The following is a 20,977-nucleotide window of genomic DNA, read 5'->3' as shown; positions in this document are numbered from 1 at the left end:
GAGTGGTCCGACGGCACCGTCGCCCTGCACTGGGGCGGCCGTTATCCCACCACGACTATCTGGCAGGACGGGATCGATGCGCTCCTCACCATTCACGGTCACAACGGCGCCACCACGATCCGCTGGATCGACACCTGACCCGGTAGAGCCGGCCCTCCCCTGCTTCGACGCCGGCCCTACCGACCTCACTCCGAGGAGAACTCCTCGCGGTAGCCCTCCTTGTGGCGATCGCCCGCCTCCTGATCGCCCGCGACCAGGGCGGCGAGCTCCGCCGTCGAGGTGTCGGCGATGGCCGGCACCAGGCCGTTGGCGCTCGACTCGCCGTCGGGTTGGTCGACGACGTGGAGCGGCAGGTTGTTGGCGACCGCCGAGAGTTGCGTCAGGGTGCCCAGCAGGTCGACGCATTTCTCGACCTCGCCCGGGTGGTTGACGAGCCACCAGACCATCGCGGATCCGGGGGTGGAAAGGACGTCGTCCTTGAAGTAGGCCCGTTTGTCCCGTTCCATCCGGCGCTCCAGCAGCGTGGTCTGTTCCCGGCGGTGCAGCGCGGCGAGGACCTCGAGGTGTTTGCTGTCGGCGTCGGGCAGCCTGAGGCGAACCTCGGTGGCCCAGGTGCGGACCTGTCCTCGTTCGTCCAGATCGGGTTCGCCGAGCAGCGCGGCGAGCCGGTGCTGGTTGAGCGAGACCTCGGTCGGCTGCTGGGCGGCGGTCAGGGCTCTCGCACGGCTGAGCAAGGCATCCACAGCCACGCTGCCGAGGTCCGCGTGCCTCGAGCCCGTGAGCACCGTCGACCACTGGACGACGGCCGAGAAGACGAAGGAGAAATCGGCTGAGGCCGACGGGATGCGGACGTTGGAGATCGTCCGGGTCGGCGGGCCGCTGAAAACCGGGTCGTGGTGCTCCGGCGTCCGGGCCGGGGCGGGTGGTGGTGGGGTTGGCGCCGGCTTCGGGGGTTCCGGCTCCTTGCCCAGCATCGCGAGGGCGACCAGGACGGCGACGGAGAGGAGGACGACCGCCCACCCTGGCAGACCGATGATCAGACCGAGCAGATCCAGGAGGACAACGATCACAGCCGCCGTGATCAGGGCGCTTCTGGTGAGCTTCATCGAGGTGTCCTTCAATGCAGCTGCCAGCCGGCCTACCGGCTGGTTGGCGGGTCCCCGAGGAGTTTCGTTGGCGGTTTGTGGACGGTACGCAGAGCAACAGAAAGTTTTCCATGCCTCACGGACCGTAGCGACCGACAGCGTGTCGCCGACCCGCTGGCCGGCTCCCGTTGCGTCAGCCGGCCAGGGAGCGGAGGGCTCGGCGGGAAGGAGTGAGGAGGACCGGCCGGTAGGGGCAGCGGGTGTCGGTGAGGGTTTCGTAGGCGCGGATCGCGCGGTCAGCGGCGTCCCAGCCTTGCTCGGCGGGGCTTCGGCCCAGGCCGCGGTTGCGGATCAGGGCGCCGTAGAAGGCCGAGCAGAAGACGGTTGCCTCGTACCAGCCGATCACCTGGCTGGTGCCGATGTAGGTGATGTCGTCCTGGAGGCAGTCCCGGATCGCGCGTTGCCACTTGCCGATGCCGGTCTTGCAGCCGTCCGCGATCACCACGCCGCTCGCGATCCCCCACGAACGATCCAGGAACCAGTCGGCCAGCGCGGTGAGCGAGACCTGGGTCTTCCCGTCCGTGGACAGGAACGACGGCTCCTCGCTGTGGTCACCGTGCGCCATCACGTGCAGCACGGTGGACGGGGTGGTCAGCGCCGAGAAGGCGGTCTCGTGGTCGCGGGTGCGGACGAAGTTGACGTCGACCACCGGGCTGTCCCAGCCGGCGTTGATATTGCCGGCGATGCCCTGCACGAACGTCATCGACGCGTCGAAGGAACTGTCCAGGCCGAGGTCCACCAACGTGATCAGCCGGTTTTTCATCGCCGCCCCCTCGCCTTCCGGCCCCGACTCCGAAGCCCCAGCCATCTGATCCGAGCCCCATCATGAACCAGTCCGTCCCGACCCGCCCACCCCCATCCGGTCACGTCCTGAATCCGGGCAAACCGCCCCGGCCAGATCCCGGTTCCGAGCCCAGCACGACCGGACCGCGTCCTGATTCCGGCCCCTCCCGACCTGAACCCGAACCCCGATCCCGTCCCGGATCCGGCCCCGTCCGAACCTGATCCCGTCCTGGATCCGGCCCGTCCGACCTGATCCCGTCCTGCTTCCGGGCCGCTCTCGACCCAGTTCCATCATCACCCGGACCACCGACAGTTTTCGGTCCGAGGCCGCCGGATACCGTGGCGGCAGGAACCAGCCGGCCGAGGGGAATTCCATGAGTCAAGCACCGACCGTCACGCTGAGCCACGGGACCACGATGCCGCGTATCGGGCTCGGCACCTCCCCGATGGGAGACGATGCCGCCGAGCAGGCCGTCGTCGCGGCTCTCGAGGTGGGCTATCGCCTGATCGACACCGCCGAGAACTACCGCAACGAGGTCGGCGTCGGCCGCGCGCTCAAGGGAGCCCCGCGCGAGGAACTCTTCGTCACGTCGAAGTTCAACAAGCGCTGGCACAGCGTCGACGGCGCGCGGACAGCTTTCGAGGCGAGCGCCGAGAAGCTCGGCCTGGACTACCTCGACCTACTACTGATCCACTGGCCGAACCCGGGCCAGGACCAGTACGTCGAAGCCTGGCGTGGGCTGATCGCGCTGCGTGAGGCAGGGCTGGTCCGGGCGATCGGCACGTCCAACTTCAAGCCGTCGCACCTGCAGCGGTTGATCGACGAGACCGGTGTCGCGCCTGAGGTGAACCAGATCCAGCTGAGTCCACTGTGGATCAAGCAGGACAACCGCGACTTCCATGCGAAGCACGGAATCGTCACCGAGGCCTGGAGCCCGATCGGCAAGGGCGGTGACCTGCTGGAGCATCCGACCGTGGTGGAGATCGCCCGGGCGCACGACAAGACGCCTGCTCAGGTCGTACTGCGGTGGGAAGTCCAGCAGGACGTAGTACCGATTCCTAAGTCGTCCAATCGGCAGCGGCTCGCGCAGAACCTCGCAGTGTTCGACTTCGAACTCACAGACGCGGAGCTAGCGGACCTGTCGGCACTCGATTGCACAGGCTCATCCCCGGCCGACTCCGACAAGTCCGGCCACTAACCAACCATCCCCGCCCAGCCGGTACAGCCAGTGCACCGGCTGGGCTGCGGGCGGGCGCTAGTGGCGCGCAGTAGTGCGGAGGCCCCATCCGAAGGGGTAGAGCGGGTGGTAGTTGCGGTCGCCGATGTTGATGGGTTCCTGAGCTGCGGTTCGGGGCCAGGTGTGGGAAAGCTTGCCGGTGAAGGGCTTCTTGCCGAACAGCACATCGGCCACGCCTTCACCCTGCGATCCCGGCAACCAGGACGCCACCAGAGAGTCGATCTTGCCGAGCTGAGCCGGTGCGATCACCTGCGGCCGCCCGGACACGACCAGTACGACGCACTTGGCGATGGCGCTACACACCTTGTCCACAACGGCTTTGTCGCCGGGCTGCAGTTCCAGGCTCTTCGGTTCGCGCAGTACTCCGCCGTCCTCCGGGTCGAAGCCCCACTCCGGACCGCCCACGTCACCGAAGCCTTCGGCGTACGGGGTCTCGCCCACGACAACGACAGCGACCTCACTGCCGGTCGTTGGGGCCGAGCCGTCCTTGCTGTAGGTGACTTGCGCACCTGGTGCGACCTGGCGAATGCCGTCGAGGATCGTGTTGCCCGGAATCCGGTGTTGACCCGAACCGCCCTGCCAGGTCAGGGTCCAGCCGCCTGCCTGGTTGCCGATGTCGTCGGCGTTGCGGCCGGCGACGTACATCTTCGCGTTCTTCTTCAACGGCAGCAGGGCGCCTGCGTTCTTCAACAGCACCTGCGACTTGGCCACGGCTTCCCGCGCCAGCGCGCGGTGTTGCGGCGATCCCACCTGGGCGAGGTGGGTGCGATCCGTGTAGGGCTTCTCGAACAGGCCGAGCTCGAACTTCTTGGTCAGGATCCGCCGTACTGCGTCGTCGATGCGCGACTGTGAGACGCGACCGGCCTTCACCTCCGCGAGCAAGGTGGTCTCGAAAGATCGGTACGCATTCGGCTCCATGAACATGTCGATGCCCGCGTTGACACCGGTACGGACCTGGGTCGCCCAGTCCCCCGGAATCTGATGAATCCCTTCCCAGTCGGAGATGACGAACCCGTCGAAACCGATCTTGCCCTTCAGGACACCGGTGATCAGCTCGCGGTTCGCGTGCATCTTGACCGGGTTGCCGACTCCGTCCTCGGTCCAGTCGACGCTCGAGAAGGACGGCATCACGGTGCCCACGTCGTACCGGCGTACGGCAGGCAGGTAAGGCGCGAGGGCGAGCCGCGCGAAGTCGCGGCGGTTCGTGACGGTCACGCCCTGGTCGATCGTGTAGTCGCCGATCGCGGAACCGAACACGGTGTCACCGTCACCCGCATAGTGTTTGGCGCTGGCCAGAACGCGATCCGCGTCGTTCAGGTCTCCAGTGTGTTTGCCTTGGAAGCCCTCGATGCTCGATGCGTACCGGGTGACCAACTCGGGGCTCTCCGAGAAGCTCTCGTAGGTCCGCCCCCACCTGGTGTCGCGCGCCACGCAGACGCACGGCGCGAAGGCCCATTGCGGACCGGTCGCGCGGGTCTCCTCGGCGACCACATGTTCGATTCTCTCGACCAGCTTGGGATCCCAGGTCGAGCCCAGTCCGATGTTGTGCGGGAAGACCGTTGCCCCTAGCAAGTTCCCGTGCCCGTGCACCGAGTCCACGCCGTACAGGATCGGGATCTGCAGGCGGGTCTGCAGCGCGTTCGACTGGAAGGTGTCGACCATGTCCGCCCAGGCCTGCGGTGTGTTCGGCGTCGGCACGGAGCCGCCACCGGACAGCACCGAACCCAGCAGCAAGGTGGTGACGAGCGACGGATCGTCGGCTAGGTCACCACCACGCTCGGCCTGCGTCATCTGGCCGACCTTCTCCTCCAGCGTCATCCGCCGCAGCAGATCCTGCACGCGATGCCGGACCGGCAGCTTGGCGTTCAAGTACCCCTGACCGCTGTTGCGGATGAGCGTCCGCCCGGCCAGATCAGTCCCGTACGCCGTACTCGGGGCGGCTGCCGTCCCGAACGAGTTAGGTGCAACACCAACCGAACGCGTCGGCACTACGGCCAACGCCAGGGCGACCGCGACAACGGTCGTTCGGCGAGCCCAACGAGGTGATTCACTGAAACGCATGACTTGCTCCCCAGGCGAGTAGGGAATGGGGCTTTCCCGTCACACTCCGGCGATCCCCACCCGAGGTCAAGATTTCGCCAACCTCGTTGCGCCCAACGGCAATTCCCCATGGCGCGGAGCTGTTTCGCCTGGCTGTGGATAACTCTGCGCGACCGGACGGATCGCCGTCGTAGGATCGGCTAATGGCAGCGAACGATGCACAGCTCCGTTCCGTCGACGACGTACGACGTGATCCGATCGCCGTGCTGGCGCGGTTCCGCAACGAGAACAGCTTCGCCTTCGCCTTCGGCGACGAAGGTTTGCCTGAAGCTGTGCTGCTCACCTACGACGAGTTCGAGGATTTGGGTGGGCCGCAGAAGTTCCCCGTGTCAGGCAGGCTGCTGACGGTCGACGACATCAAGGCCCAACTTCCGGCCATCGTCGCCACCATCCGCGAAGGCAACCTCCGCGAACCAGTCCTGTGGACCAACTCCGACGAACCCGAAGCCGTCATCATGTCGCCCCAGCAATACCGCCACCTCCGCGGCGACGACGAACCCCCCGCCGGCCAACTCGACGACCCGACAGTCCGCATCTACAACACCCAGCCCCTACCCACCAGCCGCGCGATGACCCTGGACGAGTTCGCAGAGATGATGGGGCCGGAAACACAGCGCGTGCTCGATGAGATCCGTCGGGAAGACGACGAGCGGAAGTGACCGAACGGCCGGTCCACGAACTGCTGATCGGAGAGCAGTTTTCCGACGATTTCCGCCGCCTTGCTGAAGAGGCAGACCGGCATCCGGGCGGCCAGGCCGACTTCCTGCGTAAGCAGATCCTTCGGGAGATGTCCGATCTGATGTCGGGACGCTCGGACGGCCACCACGTGCTGGGCTACGAGGCGGGCAAAGGGGACCTCCGCGACTGCGTGGCGTCAAAGCTGCAGGCCGATCCGCGGCGGAGGGCTGAGCATCGGTTGACCTTTCGCGAGATCCCGGCGATGAACCTCGACGGGGACCGGAACGGCCGCGAGCTGCTCGCAATCCACCCACGCCACGGCGACAACAACGTCTACGACGCAACCAGCACGAGGCTCGGCCGGGACCTGACTACCAGACAACCTGAGCTCGACCGATTCGGCGACCGATCTGCCTCCTCCGGCGGCAACGAGGCCAAACGTCAGGCCGACCGCGACACCCAACGCGCCATCGCCCACGCCTGGGCCGGCCAGAAGCCCCTCAGCACCTCCAAACCGCTCGACGCCGCCCAGTTCGGCACCCGCGCCTCACCCCAACCCCCAACCGGCCCCGAACAGCCCCGCGAACGCTAACCAACCCAGCGCAGTACGGGGAGGGATCGCTTTGCGACCCCGAACGGGACGGCGGCGACGGGTGGCGGGTTGGTTGCCTGAGTGCGAGACTCGCGGCGGAGGGCGCGACATGGGCAAGTGGACTGGGGCCGACGTTCCCGAACAGCGTGGGCGCACGGTGATCGTCACGGGCGCGAATAGTGGACTTGGTGCGGAAGCGACTCGGGTGCTGGCCAAGGCCGGCGCGAAGGTGATTATGGCGTGCCGCAACCTGGACAAAGCGCAGTTGGTGGCAGACGCGATCGACGGTGATACCGAGGTGCGCAGGCTCGATTTGGCGGACTTGGCGTCGGTGCGGGCTTTTGCCGACGGCCTCGACGGCGAGGTCGACGTGCTGATCAACAACGCGGGCGTGATGGCGGTGCCGAAGGACACGACCGTGGACGGTTTTGAGAGGCACATCGGCACTAATCATCTTGGAGCGTTCGCGCTGACCGGGCTGCTGGGCGACCGCGTGCGCAGTCGCGTCGTCACAGTGTCCAGCGGTCTGCACGTGCTGGGCAGGATCAACGACGATCTGAACTGGGAGCACCGCCGCTACCAACGCTGGCGGGCTTACATGCAGTCCAAGCTGGCCAACTTGCTGTTCGCGTACGAGCTCCAACGACGGCTGTCCGCCGCGGGGAGGCGAACCATCTCGGTGGCGGCTCACCCCGGACTCGCTTCGACCGAGGGGCAGCGCCGGGACACCTCGCTCCAGGGCAAGATCCTGGCCGGCGGCTCCGCACAGACGCCAGAGATGGGCGTACTCCCGATCGTGTACGCGGCGACCGCACCTGGCGTCAACGGTGGCGTCTGCATCGGACCGGACGGATTCATGCAGCGCAACGGCTACCCGACTCTGGTCCGCTCAAGCCGGAGATCGCGAGACACCAAGGTCGCCGCCAACCTGTGGGAGCGCTCCGAACTCCTCACCGGCGTCAGCTACTCCATCGAACCGCTCTGACCTCTCCTTGTGCCAACGGCATCCGCCCCGGCGTCGCGCAGTACGGATCAGTCCTTTCTGGCGATGTAGTAGGCGTTGAAGGCGTCGGCCTCGACGTTGGCGACCTCGACGGACGAGAACCCAGCGTCGGCGAGCATCTGCTCGGCCTTCTGCCGCCCCCAGACCGTCCCGAGGCCGTCGCCGTCGAGGGACAGCGAGACCGTCATGCAGTGCATCGTGGACACCCCGTAGAGGAACGTCGCGAACGGGTGGCCGACGTTGTCCTCGAGGTTGCTGGAGGCCTGGATGTCCACCATCAGGAAGACGCCACCGGGCCGGAGCGAGGCCGCGATGCCGGTGAGAACCTCGGCGGGATGCGCCTGGTCGTGGATGGCGTCGAACGCGATGACGAGATCGTACTGATCGCGCTCCCCCAGCTCGGCAACGTCCCGCACGACGAAGTCGGCGTTCGTCAGTCCGAGGCTGGCAGCTTCCGCGCGTCCAGCCGCGATTCCCTCCTCCGAGAAGTCGTAGCCGACGCCGCGGCTGCGTGGGTAGGCCTGGGTGATCAGGTTGATGGCGTGCCCGCTGCCGCAGCCGACGTCGGCCACGCCGATGCCCTCGCGCAGACGCTCGGGCAGCCCCGGGACCAGCGGAAGGATGGAGTCGATCAGTGCCGCGTCCAGGACCGCGCCGCTGTCCTCAGCCATCAGCTTGTGGAACTCCGTGTACTCCGAGTAGGACACACCACCACCGCGTCGGAAGCAGTCCACCAGGTGCGATTCGACGCCCGCCAGCAAGCTGATGAACTGCATCGCCGCGGCAACGTTGTCCGGTCCAGCAGCCCGGGTCAGCAGCGCCGCATGCTCCGGCGGTAACCAGTAGGTGCGCTCGGTGGGGTTGTATTCCACCACCCGCGCGGTGGTCATCCCGCCGAGCCACTCGCGGACGTAGCGCTCCTGGAGATCCGCGGCGCCGGCGATCTCGTGGCTGGTCGCTGCCGGCAGGTCAGCCAGGGTGTCGAAGAGGCCGACCCGGTGACCGATGCTCATCAGCAGCGCGAGGGTAGCGTCGTTGAGGACGCCACCCACCTGCTGCCCGAAGGCCTCGGCGCGAGCCGGATCGAAGGCGAGTGTGTCGCTCATGGTGAACTCCTTCAGTCGGTGCTCTCGAGCATCGACCCCGGCGCGGCTCCGGGCATCGGTGAACTCACCTACTTCTCCGTCGGGTTATGCGCAGCGTAGGAAGCAGCCTCAGTCCGGTTTCGCAGGCCGAGCTTCGACAGGATGCTGGCCACGTGGTGCTCCACCGTGCGGCGACTGATGTAGAGGCGTGCGGCGATCTCTGGGTTCGGCAGCCCCTCAGCCAGTACTGCGAGGACGTCGCGCTCGCGTTTGGTCAGCAGACCGAGCCCTCTCGGTCCGACGCGCGCCGCAGCTGCACCGGCCGACCGCAGCCAGGCGGCGGCCGCATCCGCATCACTGGATGCGCCCAGTTCCTCGAACACCGTCAGAGCGATCCGTGCCTCGGCTACCGCCGGCTCAGGCTCCTGCGCGGCAAGCGCCGTAGCCAGCGACATCCGTGTCCGCGCCACCTCGAGCGGCATCTCCAACCGGCCAAACTGTGCCTGCGCGGCCGACAGGTGTGCGACAGCCTCCGCCTGCTTGCCCTGAGCAACCAGAGCCCGCCCGGCCAGCCGCTCAGCCCGCGCGGTGATCAAGCCGCTGTCTGTCCGCGCACCGAGGGCCGCCAACTGTGCAGCCTCGTCTGCCGCGCCTTTCGAGTTCCCAGTGATGAGACAGGCCTCACCAAGCACCTCACGTAGCCGGGCCTCCTCGAGACACTGGGTCTCCAAAGTGTCGAGTTGCCGTCGCGCCACCGACACTGCCATTGCGGTCTGCCCGGCAGCGAGGTACGCGTCAGCCAGTACGGGGCGGACGATGCTGCGGTCCTCGAAGCCGCTGAGTAGCCGTTGCGCCTCGCCAACCCGGCCCTGGGCGAGCCGCAGGTCGGCAAGGAATGCGGCCGCCTCCGCCTGGACCGCAGGCATTGCGTCCCTGGCGAGCTCTACAGCCGCAGTCAGCTCACCTTCCGCCCGCCGCCAATCACCAGTCGCCACCAGTACTGCGCCGTACGAGGCCCGGCAGGTCGCGTGGAGGTACGGGCAGCCGTACTGCTCGATGAACTCATCCAGGGACCTGGTCCATTGCGCGACCCGCACGAAGTCGGCACCGCGGATGCACGATCGCATCAGCAGACAACTGGTGAAGACGACGGTGTCGAGGTTGGCGCCTTCGCCCCCGAGCGCACCGGCCAGCGCCTCGTCCAGCAGAGCCGTGCCGTCCGTCACCTGGCCGAGGTTGATCAGCGCCGAACCCCACATGCTCAGAGCGCAGAGCTCGAGATCGCGATCCTCTGCTTTGACGCCGACGCCGTGCGCTGCCTCCGACCAGACCGCGACCTCGGCCGGATCGTCCGCCGATCCTCCCTTGGCAAGAGAGGCCCACGCGCTGACCACTGGGTCCTGGACCGATTGGGCCAGCCGGACAGCGCGTGCCGCCCATCCCTTGGCCGCGGCACGATCCCCGAAGTTCGCGTCGTACAGCAGGCTGAGACCGAGTGCCATGAACACGGCCTGTGCCGGTTCCGACCGCCTGAACTTCGCGTACGCCCGCTCCCAGCAGGAGAACGCGTCCCGGACCTCCCCCAGCCACCAGTGCGCATTCCCCAGGCCGGCAAGGCCCTCGGCGGTCGCCTCGATCCCGACCGACTCACCGAACGCACCCCGCGCCGCCGCCCAGTCCCCGCCGGCAAGCGCTTCTCCCCCTGCCGCGAGGAGAGCAACCGTCTCCACCACAACTCCGACGGTACGGGACGTCCACCTCTACCGCAGTAGGCACAGACAACCCACCTCGATGAGTTGACTGTCGTCGGCGGGGCAACTACTCGGGTGCCGGGACGCGCTGCGGCCCCCGGGGAATGTGGGAAGTTCCCGGGGGCCGTGGCGCTTTCACTCAGGGGTGCAGCCACTCAGGGGTGCAGCCACTCAGGGTTCAGCTGCAGCCGGAGGTGCTGCCGCAGCCTTCGCAGACGTAGCAGGAGCCGCTGGGGCGCATCTTGGTGCCGCAGGTGAAGCAGAGCGGGGCATCGACCGAGGTGCCGGTGATGAGTTCGAACATCTCTGCTGTGGTGCGGACCTCAGACGTGTCGATCGGCTTGGCTGACGCCGCCTCCGGGGATGCGGGGGCCTTGTCGGCGACCGGCTCGACGGCCTTCAGGGACTCGGCCTCGGAGATCTCGACCGGGGCCTCGTAGGAACCCGTGTCGAGCTGCCGGGACCGCTCGTCGGCCGAGTAGATCCCCAGTGCGGACCGCTCGTCGAAGGACAGGTGGTCAAGGGCCAGGCGGCGGAAGATGTAGTCCATGATCGACTGCGCCATCCGGACGTCCGGGTCGTCGGTCAGACCGGCCGGCTCGAACTTCAGGTTGGTGAACTTCTGCACGTAGGTCTCCAGCGGGACGCCGTGCTGCAGCGCGATCGAGATCGCGATCGAGAAGGCGTCCATCACCCCGGCCAGGGTGGAACCCTGCTTGCCCATCTTCAGGAAGACCTCGCCCAGCCCGTCGTCGGGGTAGGAGCCGGCCGTCATGTAGCCCTCGGCGCCACCGACGCTGAACGAGGTGGTGCGCGACGGACGCGACTTCGGCAGACGCTTCCGGGTCGGCCGGTACTCGATGATCTTCTCGATGATCGGCTCGGCGGCAGCAGCGTCAGCCGCGGCGCTGGCCTTGGCGGACTTGGAGTCCGACAGCGGCTGGCCCACCTTGCAGTTGTCGCGGTAGACGGCCAGCGCCTTCAGACCAAGCTTCCAACCCTGGTAGTAGACGTCGGCGATTTCCTCGACTGTTGCCGTCTCAGGAAGATTTACGGTTTTGCTAATCGCGCCACTCAAAAATGGCTGCGCGGCCGCCATCATCCGGACGTGGCCCATCGGCCTGATGGCCCGCTCGCCCATCGCGGTGTCGAAGATCTCGTAGTGCTCGGTCTTCAGCCCGGGTGCGTCGACGACGTGGCCGTGCTCCGAGATGTACTCGACGATCGCCTCGATCGTCTCCTCGGTGTAGCCGTACTGACGCAGCGCCCGCGGCACCGTCTGGTTGACGATCTGCATCGAGCCGCCGCCGACCAGCTTCTTGAACTTGACCAGCGAGAAGTCCGGCTCGATCCCGGTGGTGTCGCAGTCCATCATGAAGCCGATGGTCCCGGTCGGGGCGAGCACCGAGGCCTGCGCGTTCCGCCAGCCGTTCTTCGCACCGATCTTCAGCACGCCCTCCCAGGCGGCCGTGGCGTACTTCTGCACGTCCTTGTCGATCTGGTGCACGGTCCGGATCGCGTCGTTGGCCGCGGCGTGCTTGCGCATCACCCGGGTGTGCGCGTCCTTGTTCCGCTCGAACCCGTCGTACGGGCCGACCACTCCGGCCAGTTCGGCGGAGCGCCGGTACGACGTACCCGTCATCAGCGAGGTGATAGCGCCCGCCAGAGCGCGACCACCGTCGGAGTCGTAGGCGTGCCCGGTCGCCATCAGCAGGGCGCCGAGGTTCGCGTAGCCGATGCCGAGCTGCCGGTAGGCGCGGGTGGTGTCGCCGATCGCCTCGGTCGGGAAATCCGCGAAGCAGATCGAGATGTCCATCGCGGTGATGATCAGCTCGACCGCCTTGACGAACTTCTCCGAGTCGAAGGCGTCGTCGTCGGTGAGGAACTTCATCAGGTTCAGCGAGGCGAGGTTGCACGACGAGTTGTCCAGGTGCATGTACTCCGAGCACGGGTTGGACGCGGTGATCCGGCCCGTCTCCGGAGTGGTGTGCCAGTCGTTGATGGTGTCGTCGTACTGCAGACCCGGGTCGGCGCAGGCCCACGCGGCGTGCGCGATCTTGTCGAACAGCTCGCGGGCGTCGACGGTCTCGATGATCGAGTTGTCGATCCGCGCCCGCAGCCCGAACTCGCCCTTCTCCTCCACCGCGCGCATGAACTCGTCCGTCACCCGGACCGAGTTGTTCGCGTTCTGGTACTGCACGGAGGTGATGTCGCGGCCGCCGAGGTCCATGTCGAACCCGGCGTCGCGGAGGACGCGGATCTTGTCCTCCTCGCGCATCTTGGTCTCGACGAACTCCTCGATGTCCGGGTGGTCCACGTCCAGCACGACCATCTTGGCCGCGCGCCGGGTGGCGCCACCGGACTTGATCGTGCCGGCCGAGGCGTCGGCACCGCGCATGAAGCTGACCGGGCCGGAGGCGGTGCCGCCCGAGGACTGCAGCAGCTCCTTCGACGACCGGATCCGGGACAGGTTCAGACCGGCACCGGAGCCGCCCTTGAAGATCAGGCCCTCTTCCTTGTACCAGTTCAGGATCGAGTCCATCGAGTCGTCGACGGCGAGGATGAAGCAGGCCGACACCTGCTGCGGGGAGCTCGTCCCGACGTTGAACCAGACCGGCGAGTTGAAGCTGAAGTACTGGTGCAGCAGCATCCAGGTGAGCTCGTGCTCGAACACCTCGGCGTCGCCCGGCGTGGCGAAGTACCCGTAGTCCTCGCCGGCCTTGCGGTAGGTCTTCACGACCCGGTCGAGCAGCTGCTTGAGGCTCCACTCGCGGTTGTCGTGGCCGACCGCGCCGCGGAAGTACTTGGTGGTGACGATGGTGGAGGCGTTCACGCTCCAGGAGTCGGGGAACTCGACCCCGCGCTGCTCGAAGACGGTCTCACCCGTCTTCCAGTTCTGCTGTACGACGTCGCGGCGCTCCCACGTCACGTCGTCGTACGGGTGCACGCCCTCGGTCGTGAAGATGCGCTCGATGGTGAGTCCCGCCGGGGCGTTCTTGCCCCTGCGGAACCCGGCCGCCGACCTCTTGGTCGGCCCCGAGTGGCCGGTCACCGTCTCTGTCATGGTTGCTCCTCGCCCTGTGTCTGCGGTCTGTCGGGACCGCCCCGTTGGTCGTGCCTGTACTGCGGTGTCGCTAGTTACTGCTGTTTCCCCGGTTTATGTCTTGAGGGTGGGTTCGGTGCCCTCGGGCTCTTTCTCGGCCCGGAGCAACGCGATCTCCGTCTCGAAGTCGTCGGCCGACTCGAACTGGCGGTAGACGCTGGCGAACCGCAGGTACGCGACCTCGTCCAGCTCCCGCAGCGGCCCGAGGATGGCCAGGCCGACCTCGTGCGCGGGCACCTCCGGCGAGCCGCCGGCCTTCAGCGCGTCCTCGACCCGCTGGCCCAGCCGGGCCAGGGCGTCGACGTCGACGGGGCGGCCCTTGCAGGCCTTGCCCACACCGTTGATGACCTTCTCCCGGCTGAACGGCTCGGTGGCGCCGGAGCGCTTCACGACCGTCAACTGCATCTGCTCGACGGTGGTGAACCGCTTCTCGCAGACCGGGCACTGCCGCCGGCGGCGGATCGCTCCGCCGTCCTCGGCGACCCGGCTGTCGACCACCCGGGAGTCCACGTGCCGGCAATAAGGACAGTGCACGACGAACCACTCCTCCCGTACGTCGACCGACCCCTGCCTGGGGACGAATCTGTGGATCAGCTGGGGACAACTTGTGCATGACCTGTGTGTAACCAACCACTACCTGTGGATGACTTACAGGCTTGTAACTACTACATCTAGGGATGCTACGTCGCTGCTCCGACAGTTTGCAAGAACGATCGGATCTCGCGCGCGTCTCAGTAGTTCCAACACTCCCGCGACCAGATGTACTCCCGCGTGGCGCCGCCGGAACGGCCCGAGGGAGGCGCAAAATACGGTCGTCCGGACCTCTTGCGGGAGGCCCTGACGACGGCTGCCCGGAGATCCGCGGGATCCCCCGCGAGTACGCCGTACGGGCAACCGGCCATCGATCGCGGACAGGCCCGGCGCAGGCCCCCGGGATGGGTGAGGATGTGGGGATGAAGCCGGTCATTCTCGATGTCGACACGGGGCTCGACGACGCGTGCGCCCTGCTGTTGGCCGCCCGCCATCCGGATCTCGACCTCAAGGCGGTGACCTGCGTCGGCGGCAACGTCGGCCTCGAGGAGGTCGTCGTCAACACGCTCACCGTGCTCGAGGCGGCGGGGCGGACGGACGTACCGGTGGGGCGGGGCGCCGCCCGACCGCTGTTGCAGCCGGTGCGCTCCGCGCCGCACGTCCACGGCGCCGACGGCCTCGGTGACCTGGACTGGCCCAAATCCACCCGTACTGCGGACAGTCGGCATGCAGTCGAGTTGCTCCGCGAGGTGTTGCTGGAAGCGGTCAGCCTCGGCGAGCCGATCACGCTGATCCCACTGGCGCCGATGACGAACATCGCTCTGCTGCTGCGGACCTATCCGGAGGCGGCCGAGGGTTTGCGCGAGATCGTCTTCATGGGGGGCGCGGCCGGGATCGGCAACGCGACCGCTTCCGCGGAGTTCAACATCTGGACCGACCCGGAGGCGGCCGCGATCGTGCTCGGCGCGGCCGGCGAACTCGGCGTACCGGTGACCATGTACGGGCTGGACGTGTTCTACGACGTGCTGATCACGCTCGACGAGGCACGCGGGCTGGCCGGATCGCGGTCGGCGGAGCTGGCCGGGAAGCTGATCGAGAAGCGGAGCCTGCTCTACCGCTCCGACGGCGCGAGCATCGGGGACGGTGGCGCGGTGTGTGCGGTGATCGACCCGACCGGGCTGACCACCGAACCGTTCCCGCTGCGGATCGAACTGTCCGGCAGCTGGTCCCGGGGCCGCACGATCGTGGACACCCGCGACTGGACCGGCGACCTGACGAGCGACCCGTACGGCGCGGCGCCGACCGTAGTACAGGTCGCTACTGCCGTCGATGGCCGGCGCTACGCGGATCTCTGGCTGAAAACGGTCAAATAGCTGGCCCGTACTTGTCGTTCCCGGGGACGGCGTGATTGCATGGCAATCGTTTGCCATTTGTTGCCGAATCGCCGTGTCCGCTGAGGAGAACCGTGCCTGACGCCAAACGCCGCTACGCCGTCGTGGGACTGGGAGCCCGCGCCCAGACTTTCGTCGATGCGCTGGCCGGCCCGTACGCCGATCGCGCCGAGCTGGTGGGGTTCTGCGACGTGAACCAGACCCGGATGACCGTGCACAACCGGTGGATCGCTGAGGACCACGGGCACGCGGCGGTCCCGCAGTACGGTGCCGGTGATTTCGGGCGGATGCTGGCCGAGCAGCGGGTCGACGTCGTGGTGGTGACGTCGATGGACCGCACTCACGACGACTACATCGTGGCCGCGCTGGAGGCGGGGTGTGATGTCGTCACCGAGAAGCCGATGACGACTGATCCCGCTCGGTGCCGGCGGATCCTGGACGCTGCCGAGAAGACCGGCGGGGAGGTGCGGGTGGCGTTCAACTATCGCTACAACCCGGTGCACGAGAAGGTGCGCGAGGTGCTCGCGTCGGGGGCGATCGGTGACATCGGTTCGGTGCATTTCGAGTGGCTGCTCGATGTGCGGCACGGCGCCGACTATTTCCGCCGGTGGCACCGCGACAAGGCGAATGCCGGTGGGCTGATGGTGCACAAGGCGACCCACCATTTCGATCTGGTGAACTGGTGGATCGACGCGGAACCGGTGACGGTTTACGCGGACGGGAAGCTGTTCTTCTACGGGGATTCCAATGGGAAGCGGCGAGGGTTGGCCCGGGACTACGAGCGGGCGGCTGGTTCCGCGGCGGCCGCGGACGATCCCTTTGCGATCAAGCTGGCCGAGTCGGACAAGTTGCGCGAGCTCTATCTCGAGGCGGAGCACGAGGACGGGTACTACCGGGATCAGAACGTCTTCGGAGCGGGGATCACCATCGAGGACGACATGGCGGTGCTCGTGCGGTACTCGTCCGGCGCTTCGCTGAGTTACCACCTGACGGCGTACTCGCCGTGGGAGGGGTACCGGATCGGGTTCAACGGGAGTGCTGGGCGGCTTGAGTTACTGGTCCGCGAGAACACGTTCGCGGCACAGACCGAGGGACATCAGCATTCGACGGCCGTTCAGCACGGTGATGCTGCTCCGGGTGAGACGGAGGCGCTTTTGACGCTTCATCCGCATTGGGAGCCGCCGCAGACGTTGCTGCACGGGGAACTTGCTCAGGGACACGGGGGTGGGGATGCCCGGCTGCTCGAGTCGCTCTTCGGCGATCCGGCCGAAGATCCGCTCGGCCGCTCGGCAGACCACCACGACGGCGCCCGCTCCCTACTCATCGGCCTCGCCGCCAACCAGTCCTTCACCACCGGCCAACCAGTCGACGTCACCACGCTGCTCGCGGACGCCTGATCCCCGGTCGCGGCGATCACTCCTTGATCGAAGTGGTCCGCGGAGTTGACAACGGGTTCTGGTTTATCGATTATCGAGATATCGGTAATCGATAAGTCGGAGGTGTGTGTCGTGGGATTCCGTAGGCCTGACTGGCTCGCAGAACTACAAGGACTCGTCACGGCCGCCCTGGTCCTCCTGGCCGGGATCGTCGTGTTCAACATCGTCACGCTCGCCGACGGCGGGGTCGTGGTCGCCCAGGTGCCGGCCGATGCGGTGACGGGGGTTGGGGGTGCCACGGGCGGGCTGCGGGACGGTGCGGTCGTCGACGGTGACGTCGAGGTGCTCGTCGCGGAACCCACACCGCGCCAGCTGGTGACGTACCACCTGACCAGGCTCCCGACGTTCGCCGTCGCGGGAGCTGTGCTGGCCCTGCTCTGGACCGCGTTGCGCCGGGCTCGTCGCGGAGATCCGTTCAGCGCCGGTACGGTCCAGCGGCTCCGCCTGATCGGCTGGGTTGCCCTGGTCGGCGGCATCCTGGCACAACTGGTCCAGATGATCGCTTCGCTCGAACTGACCTCGCAGGTCACCGCGGACGGCAGGCTGTCGGCCACACAGGACCTGGGAACGACCGGACTGTTCCTGCTGGTGGGCTTCGGGTTCTTCGCGATCGCCGAAATCCTCCGGCGCGGGTTGGCACTGCGGACCGAACTGGAATCCGTCATCTGATGCCACCCGAGGAGAGTCATCGCGTCGACGTCCATCTGGACAAGCTCCTGGCCGACCGCGGCCTGACCCTGACCGAACTGGCGGACCGGGTCGGCCTGACGCTCGCCAATCTGTCCGTACTGAAGAACGGGCGGGCGAAGGCGATCCGGTTCACTACTCTGACGGCGCTCTGCCAGGAATTGGATTGCCAGCCGAGCGACCTGCTGACCGTCCGCCGCCCTTGACCCTCGATGGCATCCAGGCCTGATCGAGGACGCGCGTCATCCAGATCGAGTCGCCGCGCTCGGCATCCTTGGTGACGCGATCGCTCCGGTGGAAATCGAGCTTCTCGAGGACACGGAACGACGGCGCATTCCACTCCCGCACGGTCGCCCACAATCGTCGGCGTCCTGTCAGGGCCGCGGCTTCGAGAACCGCACGCGCGGCCTCGGTGGCATAGCCGTGGCCGTGAGCCCGCTGCGCAAGCTCGTAGGCGATCTCGGGTTCGTCGAAGGAGGCCTGGCCGACGGTCAATCCGCAGTATCCGATGAACTCGCCCGTGTCGCGCCGCTCGATCGGCAGCAACCCCAAGCCGGGGTCGGCGGCCAGCGGATTGCGGATGAGCCACCCACGAATGTCCTCGACCGTCGGGCGCCCCTCCGCGTCGATTCGCCGTAGCGCACGGCGATCCCGCTCCAGCCACAACCCGCGGTACTCCTCGGCATCCGACGGCAACCATCGCCGCATGCGCAGCCGTTCGGTCTCGAGCTCCGCCGGCAGATCCCCATATGTCGCCACCTGACCAACCTATTAGGTGCGGTGACAGCGGGGGTGGTGGTCAGCGGACGGGGATCTGGAGGGTTTGGCCGGGGGTGAGGTCGGCGGCGGTGCGGAGGTTGTTGAGGTCGGCGATCTTCTCGACCACAGTGGCCGGGTTCTCGCTCGGGTTGGTCTCCTGGGCGATCGACCAGAGGGACTGGCCGGCGCCGACCTGGACCTGAATCGTGCGGGAGAACTGCGGCTCGGGGTCGAGCACCCCCGCGACCCGGAGGCCGAGGACCGCGATCGCGGCGCCGAAGACCAGGACCGAGAGCGTGGTGAGCAGCAACTTGCCGCGCCGGGTGAGTTGCAGCGCCGAGGGCTCGATCTCGGCGACCGGCTGACGGCGGACGCGAACTCCCTGCCGTCCGGCCTCGCCGACGGCGCGCACCTGAACGTGGCGGCCGAGCTCCTCACCGGAGCAGGCGCGCACCGGCATGCGCTCGGTGGTCGTACCGGCGATTCTCGGCCGGGGGCGCCGGCGGGGGTCGACCTCGGGTGACTGCTTCACCTCGGTCGTCGCCAGTGCGTCTGTTGCCAGCGCCGCTGTGCTCATCGGATCCTCCAGACCCTCGTCCAGACCTCGTCCTGCGGTGTCGATCCCTGTCTACCGGCCGCCTCCGACAGTTTTCGGTGAGTGGCCCGCGAACTCGTGCCGCGGACCGCCCGGCGACCTTCCGGCGACCGGCCCGAACACCTGTTCGATCGAACGCCTGTACGAATGATTAACCGAACGCCGCCCGCCGCGCAACCATTCCCACCAGGACACGCCGTGGAAATTCCCTCCGGCCCGAGCGCCTATAACCTGACACACGAACAAACGTGCGAACCGACACGCCTTCGAACAGATGTTTGAAGAATCTCAGGATTCGGTCTACGGTCTTCTCAGTCGACAAAGCAGGCCGGGCTTCACCGCCGGCCCGATCCGAGGAGTTGCCACCGATGGCCAAGCCGAGCGGTTCCAGCAAGGACCAGCGCAGCGCTGCGGGCAAGCGCGGCCAGAACGTGGCCGACCAGACCGTGTCCGAGCTACCCGACGGCCCTGCGGACGCGACCGGCCTGACCCCGCGGCAGCGCCGGGTGCTGGACGTCATCCGCGATTCGGTCGACAGCCGCGGCTACCCGCCCTCGATGCGGGAGATCGGCGAGAAGGTCGGGCTGACCAGTTCGTCGTCGGTGTCGCACCAGTTGCGGGTGCTGGAGCAGAAGGGCCTGCTCCGCCGCGACCCGAACCGCCCCCGGGCGATCGAGGTGCGCTATCCCAACGAGGTCGCCGACGCCGCCCGGCGCGGATCGTTCGGCTCCGTGCGGCAGACGGCGTACGACGAGACTGGTGCGGGCGACGCCCACCCGGACGCGGTCTACGTGCCGGTGGTCGGCCAGATCGCCGCCGGTAACCCGATCCTTGCCGAGCAGGACATCGAAGAGGTCTTCCCGTTGCCCAGGGCAATGGTCGGCGAAGGCACCCTGTTCATGCTGAAGGTCAAGGGCGAGTCGATGATCGACGCGGCCATCTGCGACGGCGACTGGGTGGTCGTGCGGCAGGAGCAGACCGCGGAGAACGGTGACATCGTCGCTGCCATGATCGACGGCGAGGCGACGGTGAAGACGTTCAAGAAGACCAAGAACGAGATTTGGCTGCTACCACACAACCCCGCTTTCGAGCCGATCGACGGCAAGGACGCGACCATTCTCGGAAAGGTCGTAACAGTTCTGCGGCGTGTCTGACATCTCAGACGGCGCGCGAAGTCGGGCGTGTCGTGTCAGCATTGAGCTATGACGACTGTCTATGACTTCAGTGCCGCACGGATCGAAGGCAATGAACAGTCTCTTGCCGACTTCCGTGACCAGGTGCTCCTGGTGGTGAACACGGCTTCGCAGTGCAGCCAGACGCCGCAGTACACCGGGCTGCAGAAGCTGTACAAGTCGTACCGGAAACAAGGCTTCTCGGTGCTTGGTTTTCCCTGCGACCAGTTCGGCCACCAGGAGCCCGGCGACGAGAACGAGATCGCGAACTTCTGCTCGACGATCTACCACGTGACGTTCCCGATGTTCGCGAAGATCGACGTGAACGGGTCCAAGACGCTCCCGCTCTTCAACTGGCTGAAGCGGGAGCAGGGCGGACTGCTCGGCGGGCGGATCAAGTGGAACTTCACGAAGTTCCTGATCGGGCGCGACGGTGCGGTCATCGCACGCTACGCACCGACGCACACGCCGGAGAAACTGACGGACAAGATCGAAGCGGCTCTCGCGGTCCCAGCGCCGAGCCGACGGGAAACGAACGACTGACTTCTCCTGCACAGTCAGGTGGAATCGATGCCTGATTGCTTGAGACAAACAAACAGTTCCTGTCGCAGCGCATCATTCCCGTGCACGTCTGCACGTTTGGGTGGTTGTCAGCGGAGGACTGATTCTGGGTCGATGTCCAGGCGGAGGCCTCGCCAGACGGGGTGGCGGAGGCGGCCGTCGCCGGCCCAGCCGGAGTAGGTGACTTCGGCTACCAGGAGAGGGTCCAGCCAGTGGGCGGCTCGACGGTCCGCGTTCGGGACTGTGGAGACGTCGAAGGGTGGGTGGTCGATCTCCAGGGCTGCCAGTTCGGCACTGAGGACTTCGAGCATGGCGAAGTCCAGGCCCGAGCCGACCTTGCCGATCAGGACCAGGTCACCACCGGGTT

20 protein-coding genes and 1 pseudogene are annotated in these 20,977 nt (G+C 67.0%); 11 read left to right on the top strand and 10 right to left on the bottom strand.

The features are described from left to right. Positions 1 to 138: pseudogene (locus VFG33_RS41390) on the top strand (hypothetical protein); the annotation flags it as partial. Positions 139 to 185: 47 nt separating this feature from the next. On the opposite strand, the gene VFG33_RS21875 reads toward VFG33_RS41390, so the two are convergent. Then, on the bottom strand, positions 186 to 1,106 hold the full coding sequence (locus VFG33_RS21875; protein ID WP_325054778.1) for a hypothetical protein: 921 nt from the start codon (positions 1,104 to 1,106) through the stop codon (positions 186 to 188). A 172-nt stretch (positions 1,107 to 1,278) separates the two neighbouring features. Further along, the gene (locus VFG33_RS21870; RefSeq protein WP_325054777.1) at positions 1,279 to 1,908 is read right to left on the bottom strand and encodes a hypothetical protein; all 630 of its coding nucleotides are present in this window, start codon (positions 1,906 to 1,908) and stop codon (positions 1,279 to 1,281) included. A gap of 394 nt (positions 1,909 to 2,302) precedes the next feature. Here VFG33_RS21870 and VFG33_RS21865 point away from each other — a divergent pair, with 394 nt between their 5' ends. Continuing rightward, positions 2,303 to 3,127 (top strand): aldo/keto reductase, encoded by an 825-nt coding sequence (locus VFG33_RS21865; RefSeq protein ID WP_325054776.1) that lies wholly within the window; start codon positions 2,303 to 2,305, stop codon positions 3,125 to 3,127. 57 nt (positions 3,128 to 3,184) lie between these two features. Here the strand turns inward: VFG33_RS21865 and VFG33_RS21860 are convergent, their stop codons facing one another. Then, entirely contained in the window at positions 3,185 to 5,227 is a 2,043-nt protein-coding gene (locus VFG33_RS21860; protein ID WP_325054775.1) for a glycoside hydrolase family 3 protein, read from the bottom strand. Between the two features lie 182 nt (positions 5,228 to 5,409). Between VFG33_RS21860 and VFG33_RS21855 the strand changes: the two genes are divergently transcribed. The 3 genes from VFG33_RS21855 to VFG33_RS21845 all read left to right on the top strand — a co-directional run bounded on the left by VFG33_RS21855 (position 5,410) and on the right by VFG33_RS21845 (position 7,521). Continuing rightward, the gene (locus VFG33_RS21855) at positions 5,410 to 5,925 is read left to right on the top strand and encodes a hypothetical protein (protein ID WP_325054774.1); all 516 of its coding nucleotides are present in this window, start codon (positions 5,410 to 5,412) and stop codon (positions 5,923 to 5,925) included. Continuing rightward, entirely contained in the window at positions 5,922 to 6,536 is a 615-nt protein-coding gene (locus VFG33_RS21850) for a hypothetical protein (protein ID WP_325054773.1), read from the top strand. Before VFG33_RS21855 ends, VFG33_RS21850 begins: the two co-directional genes overlap by 4 nt. A 109-nt stretch (positions 6,537 to 6,645) precedes the next feature. Then, positions 6,646 to 7,521, top strand: a complete 876-nt coding sequence (locus tag VFG33_RS21845; RefSeq protein ID WP_325054772.1) for an oxidoreductase — start codon at positions 6,646 to 6,648, stop codon at positions 7,519 to 7,521. Positions 7,522 to 7,568: 47 nt separating this feature from the next. On the opposite strand, the gene VFG33_RS21840 is transcribed toward VFG33_RS21845, so the two are convergent. The 4 genes from VFG33_RS21840 to nrdR all read right to left on the bottom strand — a co-directional run bounded on the left by VFG33_RS21840 (position 7,569) and on the right by nrdR (position 14,012). Then, positions 7,569 to 8,645, bottom strand: coding sequence for a class I SAM-dependent methyltransferase (locus VFG33_RS21840; RefSeq protein ID WP_325054771.1), 1,077 nt, complete (start codon positions 8,643 to 8,645; stop codon positions 7,569 to 7,571). Positions 8,646 to 8,713: 68 nt separating this feature from the next. Further along, a complete protein-coding gene (locus VFG33_RS21835) occupies positions 8,714 to 10,357 on the bottom strand; it encodes a LuxR C-terminal-related transcriptional regulator (protein WP_325054770.1) in 1,644 nt (547 codons plus the stop codon). A gap of 196 nt (positions 10,358 to 10,553) precedes the next feature. Then, a complete protein-coding gene (locus tag VFG33_RS21830) occupies positions 10,554 to 13,439 on the bottom strand; it encodes a vitamin B12-dependent ribonucleotide reductase (RefSeq protein ID WP_325054769.1) in 2,886 nt (961 codons plus the stop codon). A gap of 93 nt (positions 13,440 to 13,532) precedes the next feature. Continuing rightward, positions 13,533 to 14,012, bottom strand: coding sequence for a transcriptional regulator NrdR (nrdR, locus tag VFG33_RS21825; RefSeq protein ID WP_325054768.1), 480 nt, complete (start codon positions 14,010 to 14,012; stop codon positions 13,533 to 13,535). A gap of 419 nt (positions 14,013 to 14,431) precedes the next feature. Here nrdR and VFG33_RS21820 point away from each other — a divergent pair, with 419 nt between their 5' ends. From VFG33_RS21820 to VFG33_RS21805, 4 genes are all read left to right on the top strand, one after another. Continuing rightward, positions 14,432 to 15,382 carry a nucleoside hydrolase gene (locus VFG33_RS21820; protein WP_325054767.1) on the top strand — a complete coding sequence of 317 codons (951 nt, stop codon included), beginning with the start codon at positions 14,432 to 14,434 and terminating at the stop codon, positions 15,380 to 15,382. 92 nt (positions 15,383 to 15,474) lie between these two features. Then, on the top strand, positions 15,475 to 16,797 hold the full coding sequence (locus tag VFG33_RS21815; RefSeq protein WP_325054766.1) for a Gfo/Idh/MocA family protein: 1,323 nt from the start codon (positions 15,475 to 15,477) through the stop codon (positions 16,795 to 16,797). Between the two features lie 111 nt (positions 16,798 to 16,908). Further along, the gene (locus VFG33_RS21810; RefSeq protein WP_325054765.1) at positions 16,909 to 17,505 is read left to right on the top strand and encodes a DUF2975 domain-containing protein; all 597 of its coding nucleotides are present in this window, start codon (positions 16,909 to 16,911) and stop codon (positions 17,503 to 17,505) included. Continuing rightward, on the top strand, positions 17,505 to 17,729 hold the full coding sequence (locus VFG33_RS21805) for a helix-turn-helix domain-containing protein (protein ID WP_325054764.1): 225 nt from the start codon (positions 17,505 to 17,507) through the stop codon (positions 17,727 to 17,729). The genes VFG33_RS21810 and VFG33_RS21805 overlap by 1 nt, the downstream gene beginning before the upstream one ends. On the opposite strand, the gene VFG33_RS21800 is transcribed toward VFG33_RS21805, so the two are convergent. After that, positions 17,659 to 18,282 (bottom strand): GNAT family N-acetyltransferase, encoded by a 624-nt coding sequence (locus VFG33_RS21800; protein ID WP_325054763.1) that lies wholly within the window; start codon positions 18,280 to 18,282, stop codon positions 17,659 to 17,661. The two genes, VFG33_RS21805 and VFG33_RS21800, sit on opposite strands and share 71 nt — an antisense overlap. Positions 18,283 to 18,322: 40 nt before the next feature. Further along, positions 18,323 to 18,859 carry a LysM peptidoglycan-binding domain-containing protein gene (locus tag VFG33_RS21795; protein ID WP_325054762.1) on the bottom strand — a complete coding sequence of 179 codons (537 nt, stop codon included), beginning with the start codon at positions 18,857 to 18,859 and terminating at the stop codon, positions 18,323 to 18,325. 386 nt (positions 18,860 to 19,245) lie between these two features. On the opposite strand from VFG33_RS21795, the gene lexA reads away from it, so the two are divergent. Together lexA and VFG33_RS21785 are read left to right on the top strand one after the other, a co-directional pair. Further along, complete coding sequence (gene lexA / locus VFG33_RS21790; RefSeq protein WP_325054761.1) at positions 19,246 to 20,031, top strand: transcriptional repressor LexA; 786 nt, start codon at positions 19,246 to 19,248, stop codon at positions 20,029 to 20,031. Between the two features lie 48 nt (positions 20,032 to 20,079). Beyond that, positions 20,080 to 20,592 carry a glutathione peroxidase gene (locus VFG33_RS21785; protein ID WP_325054760.1) on the top strand — a complete coding sequence of 171 codons (513 nt, stop codon included), beginning with the start codon at positions 20,080 to 20,082 and terminating at the stop codon, positions 20,590 to 20,592. 107 nt (positions 20,593 to 20,699) lie between these two features. Here VFG33_RS21785 and VFG33_RS21780 read toward each other — a convergent pair. Further along, positions 20,700 to 20,977, bottom strand: a 278-nt coding sequence (locus VFG33_RS21780; RefSeq protein WP_524538145.1) for an ATP dependent DNA ligase, incomplete at its 5' end; no start/stop codon positions are given.

The organism is Kribbella sp., assembly GCF_035687465.1.
Classification (GTDB): domain Bacteria; phylum Actinomycetota; class Actinomycetes; order Propionibacteriales; family Kribbellaceae; genus Kribbella.
The sequence above is the reverse complement of the archived record's forward strand: the minus strand, read 5'-3'. Positions and strand labels throughout refer to the sequence as shown.

Bases quoted from the DNA above. Each gene is read 5' to 3' on its own strand.
- VFG33_RS21875 (WP_325054778.1), bottom strand. From the start codon at position 1,106: ATGAAGCTCACCAGAAGCGCCCTGATCACGGCGGCTGTGATCGTTGTC.
- VFG33_RS21870 (WP_325054777.1), bottom strand. From the start codon at position 1,908: ATGAAAAACCGGCTGATCACGTTGGTGGACCTCGGCCTGGACAGTTCC.
- VFG33_RS21865 (WP_325054776.1), top strand. From the start codon at position 2,303: ATGAGTCAAGCACCGACCGTCACGCTGAGCCACGGGACCACGATGCCG.
- VFG33_RS21860 (WP_325054775.1), bottom strand. From the start codon at position 5,227: ATGCGTTTCAGTGAATCACCTCGTTGGGCTCGCCGAACGACCGTTGTC.
- VFG33_RS21855 (WP_325054774.1), top strand. From the start codon at position 5,410: ATGGCAGCGAACGATGCACAGCTCCGTTCCGTCGACGACGTACGACGT.
- VFG33_RS21845 (WP_325054772.1), top strand. From the start codon at position 6,646: ATGGGCAAGTGGACTGGGGCCGACGTTCCCGAACAGCGTGGGCGCACG.
- VFG33_RS21840 (WP_325054771.1), bottom strand. From the start codon at position 8,645: ATGAGCGACACACTCGCCTTCGATCCGGCTCGCGCCGAGGCCTTCGGG.
- VFG33_RS21830 (WP_325054769.1), bottom strand. From the start codon at position 13,439: ATGACAGAGACGGTGACCGGCCACTCGGGGCCGACCAAGAGGTCGGCG.
- VFG33_RS21820 (WP_325054767.1), top strand. From the start codon at position 14,432: ATGAAGCCGGTCATTCTCGATGTCGACACGGGGCTCGACGACGCGTGC.
- VFG33_RS21805 (WP_325054764.1), top strand. From the start codon at position 17,505: ATGCCACCCGAGGAGAGTCATCGCGTCGACGTCCATCTGGACAAGCTC.
- VFG33_RS21795 (WP_325054762.1), bottom strand. From the start codon at position 18,859: ATGAGCACAGCGGCGCTGGCAACAGACGCACTGGCGACGACCGAGGTG.
- lexA (WP_325054761.1), top strand. From the start codon at position 19,246: ATGGCCAAGCCGAGCGGTTCCAGCAAGGACCAGCGCAGCGCTGCGGGC.
- VFG33_RS21785 (WP_325054760.1), top strand. From the start codon at position 20,080: ATGACGACTGTCTATGACTTCAGTGCCGCACGGATCGAAGGCAATGAA.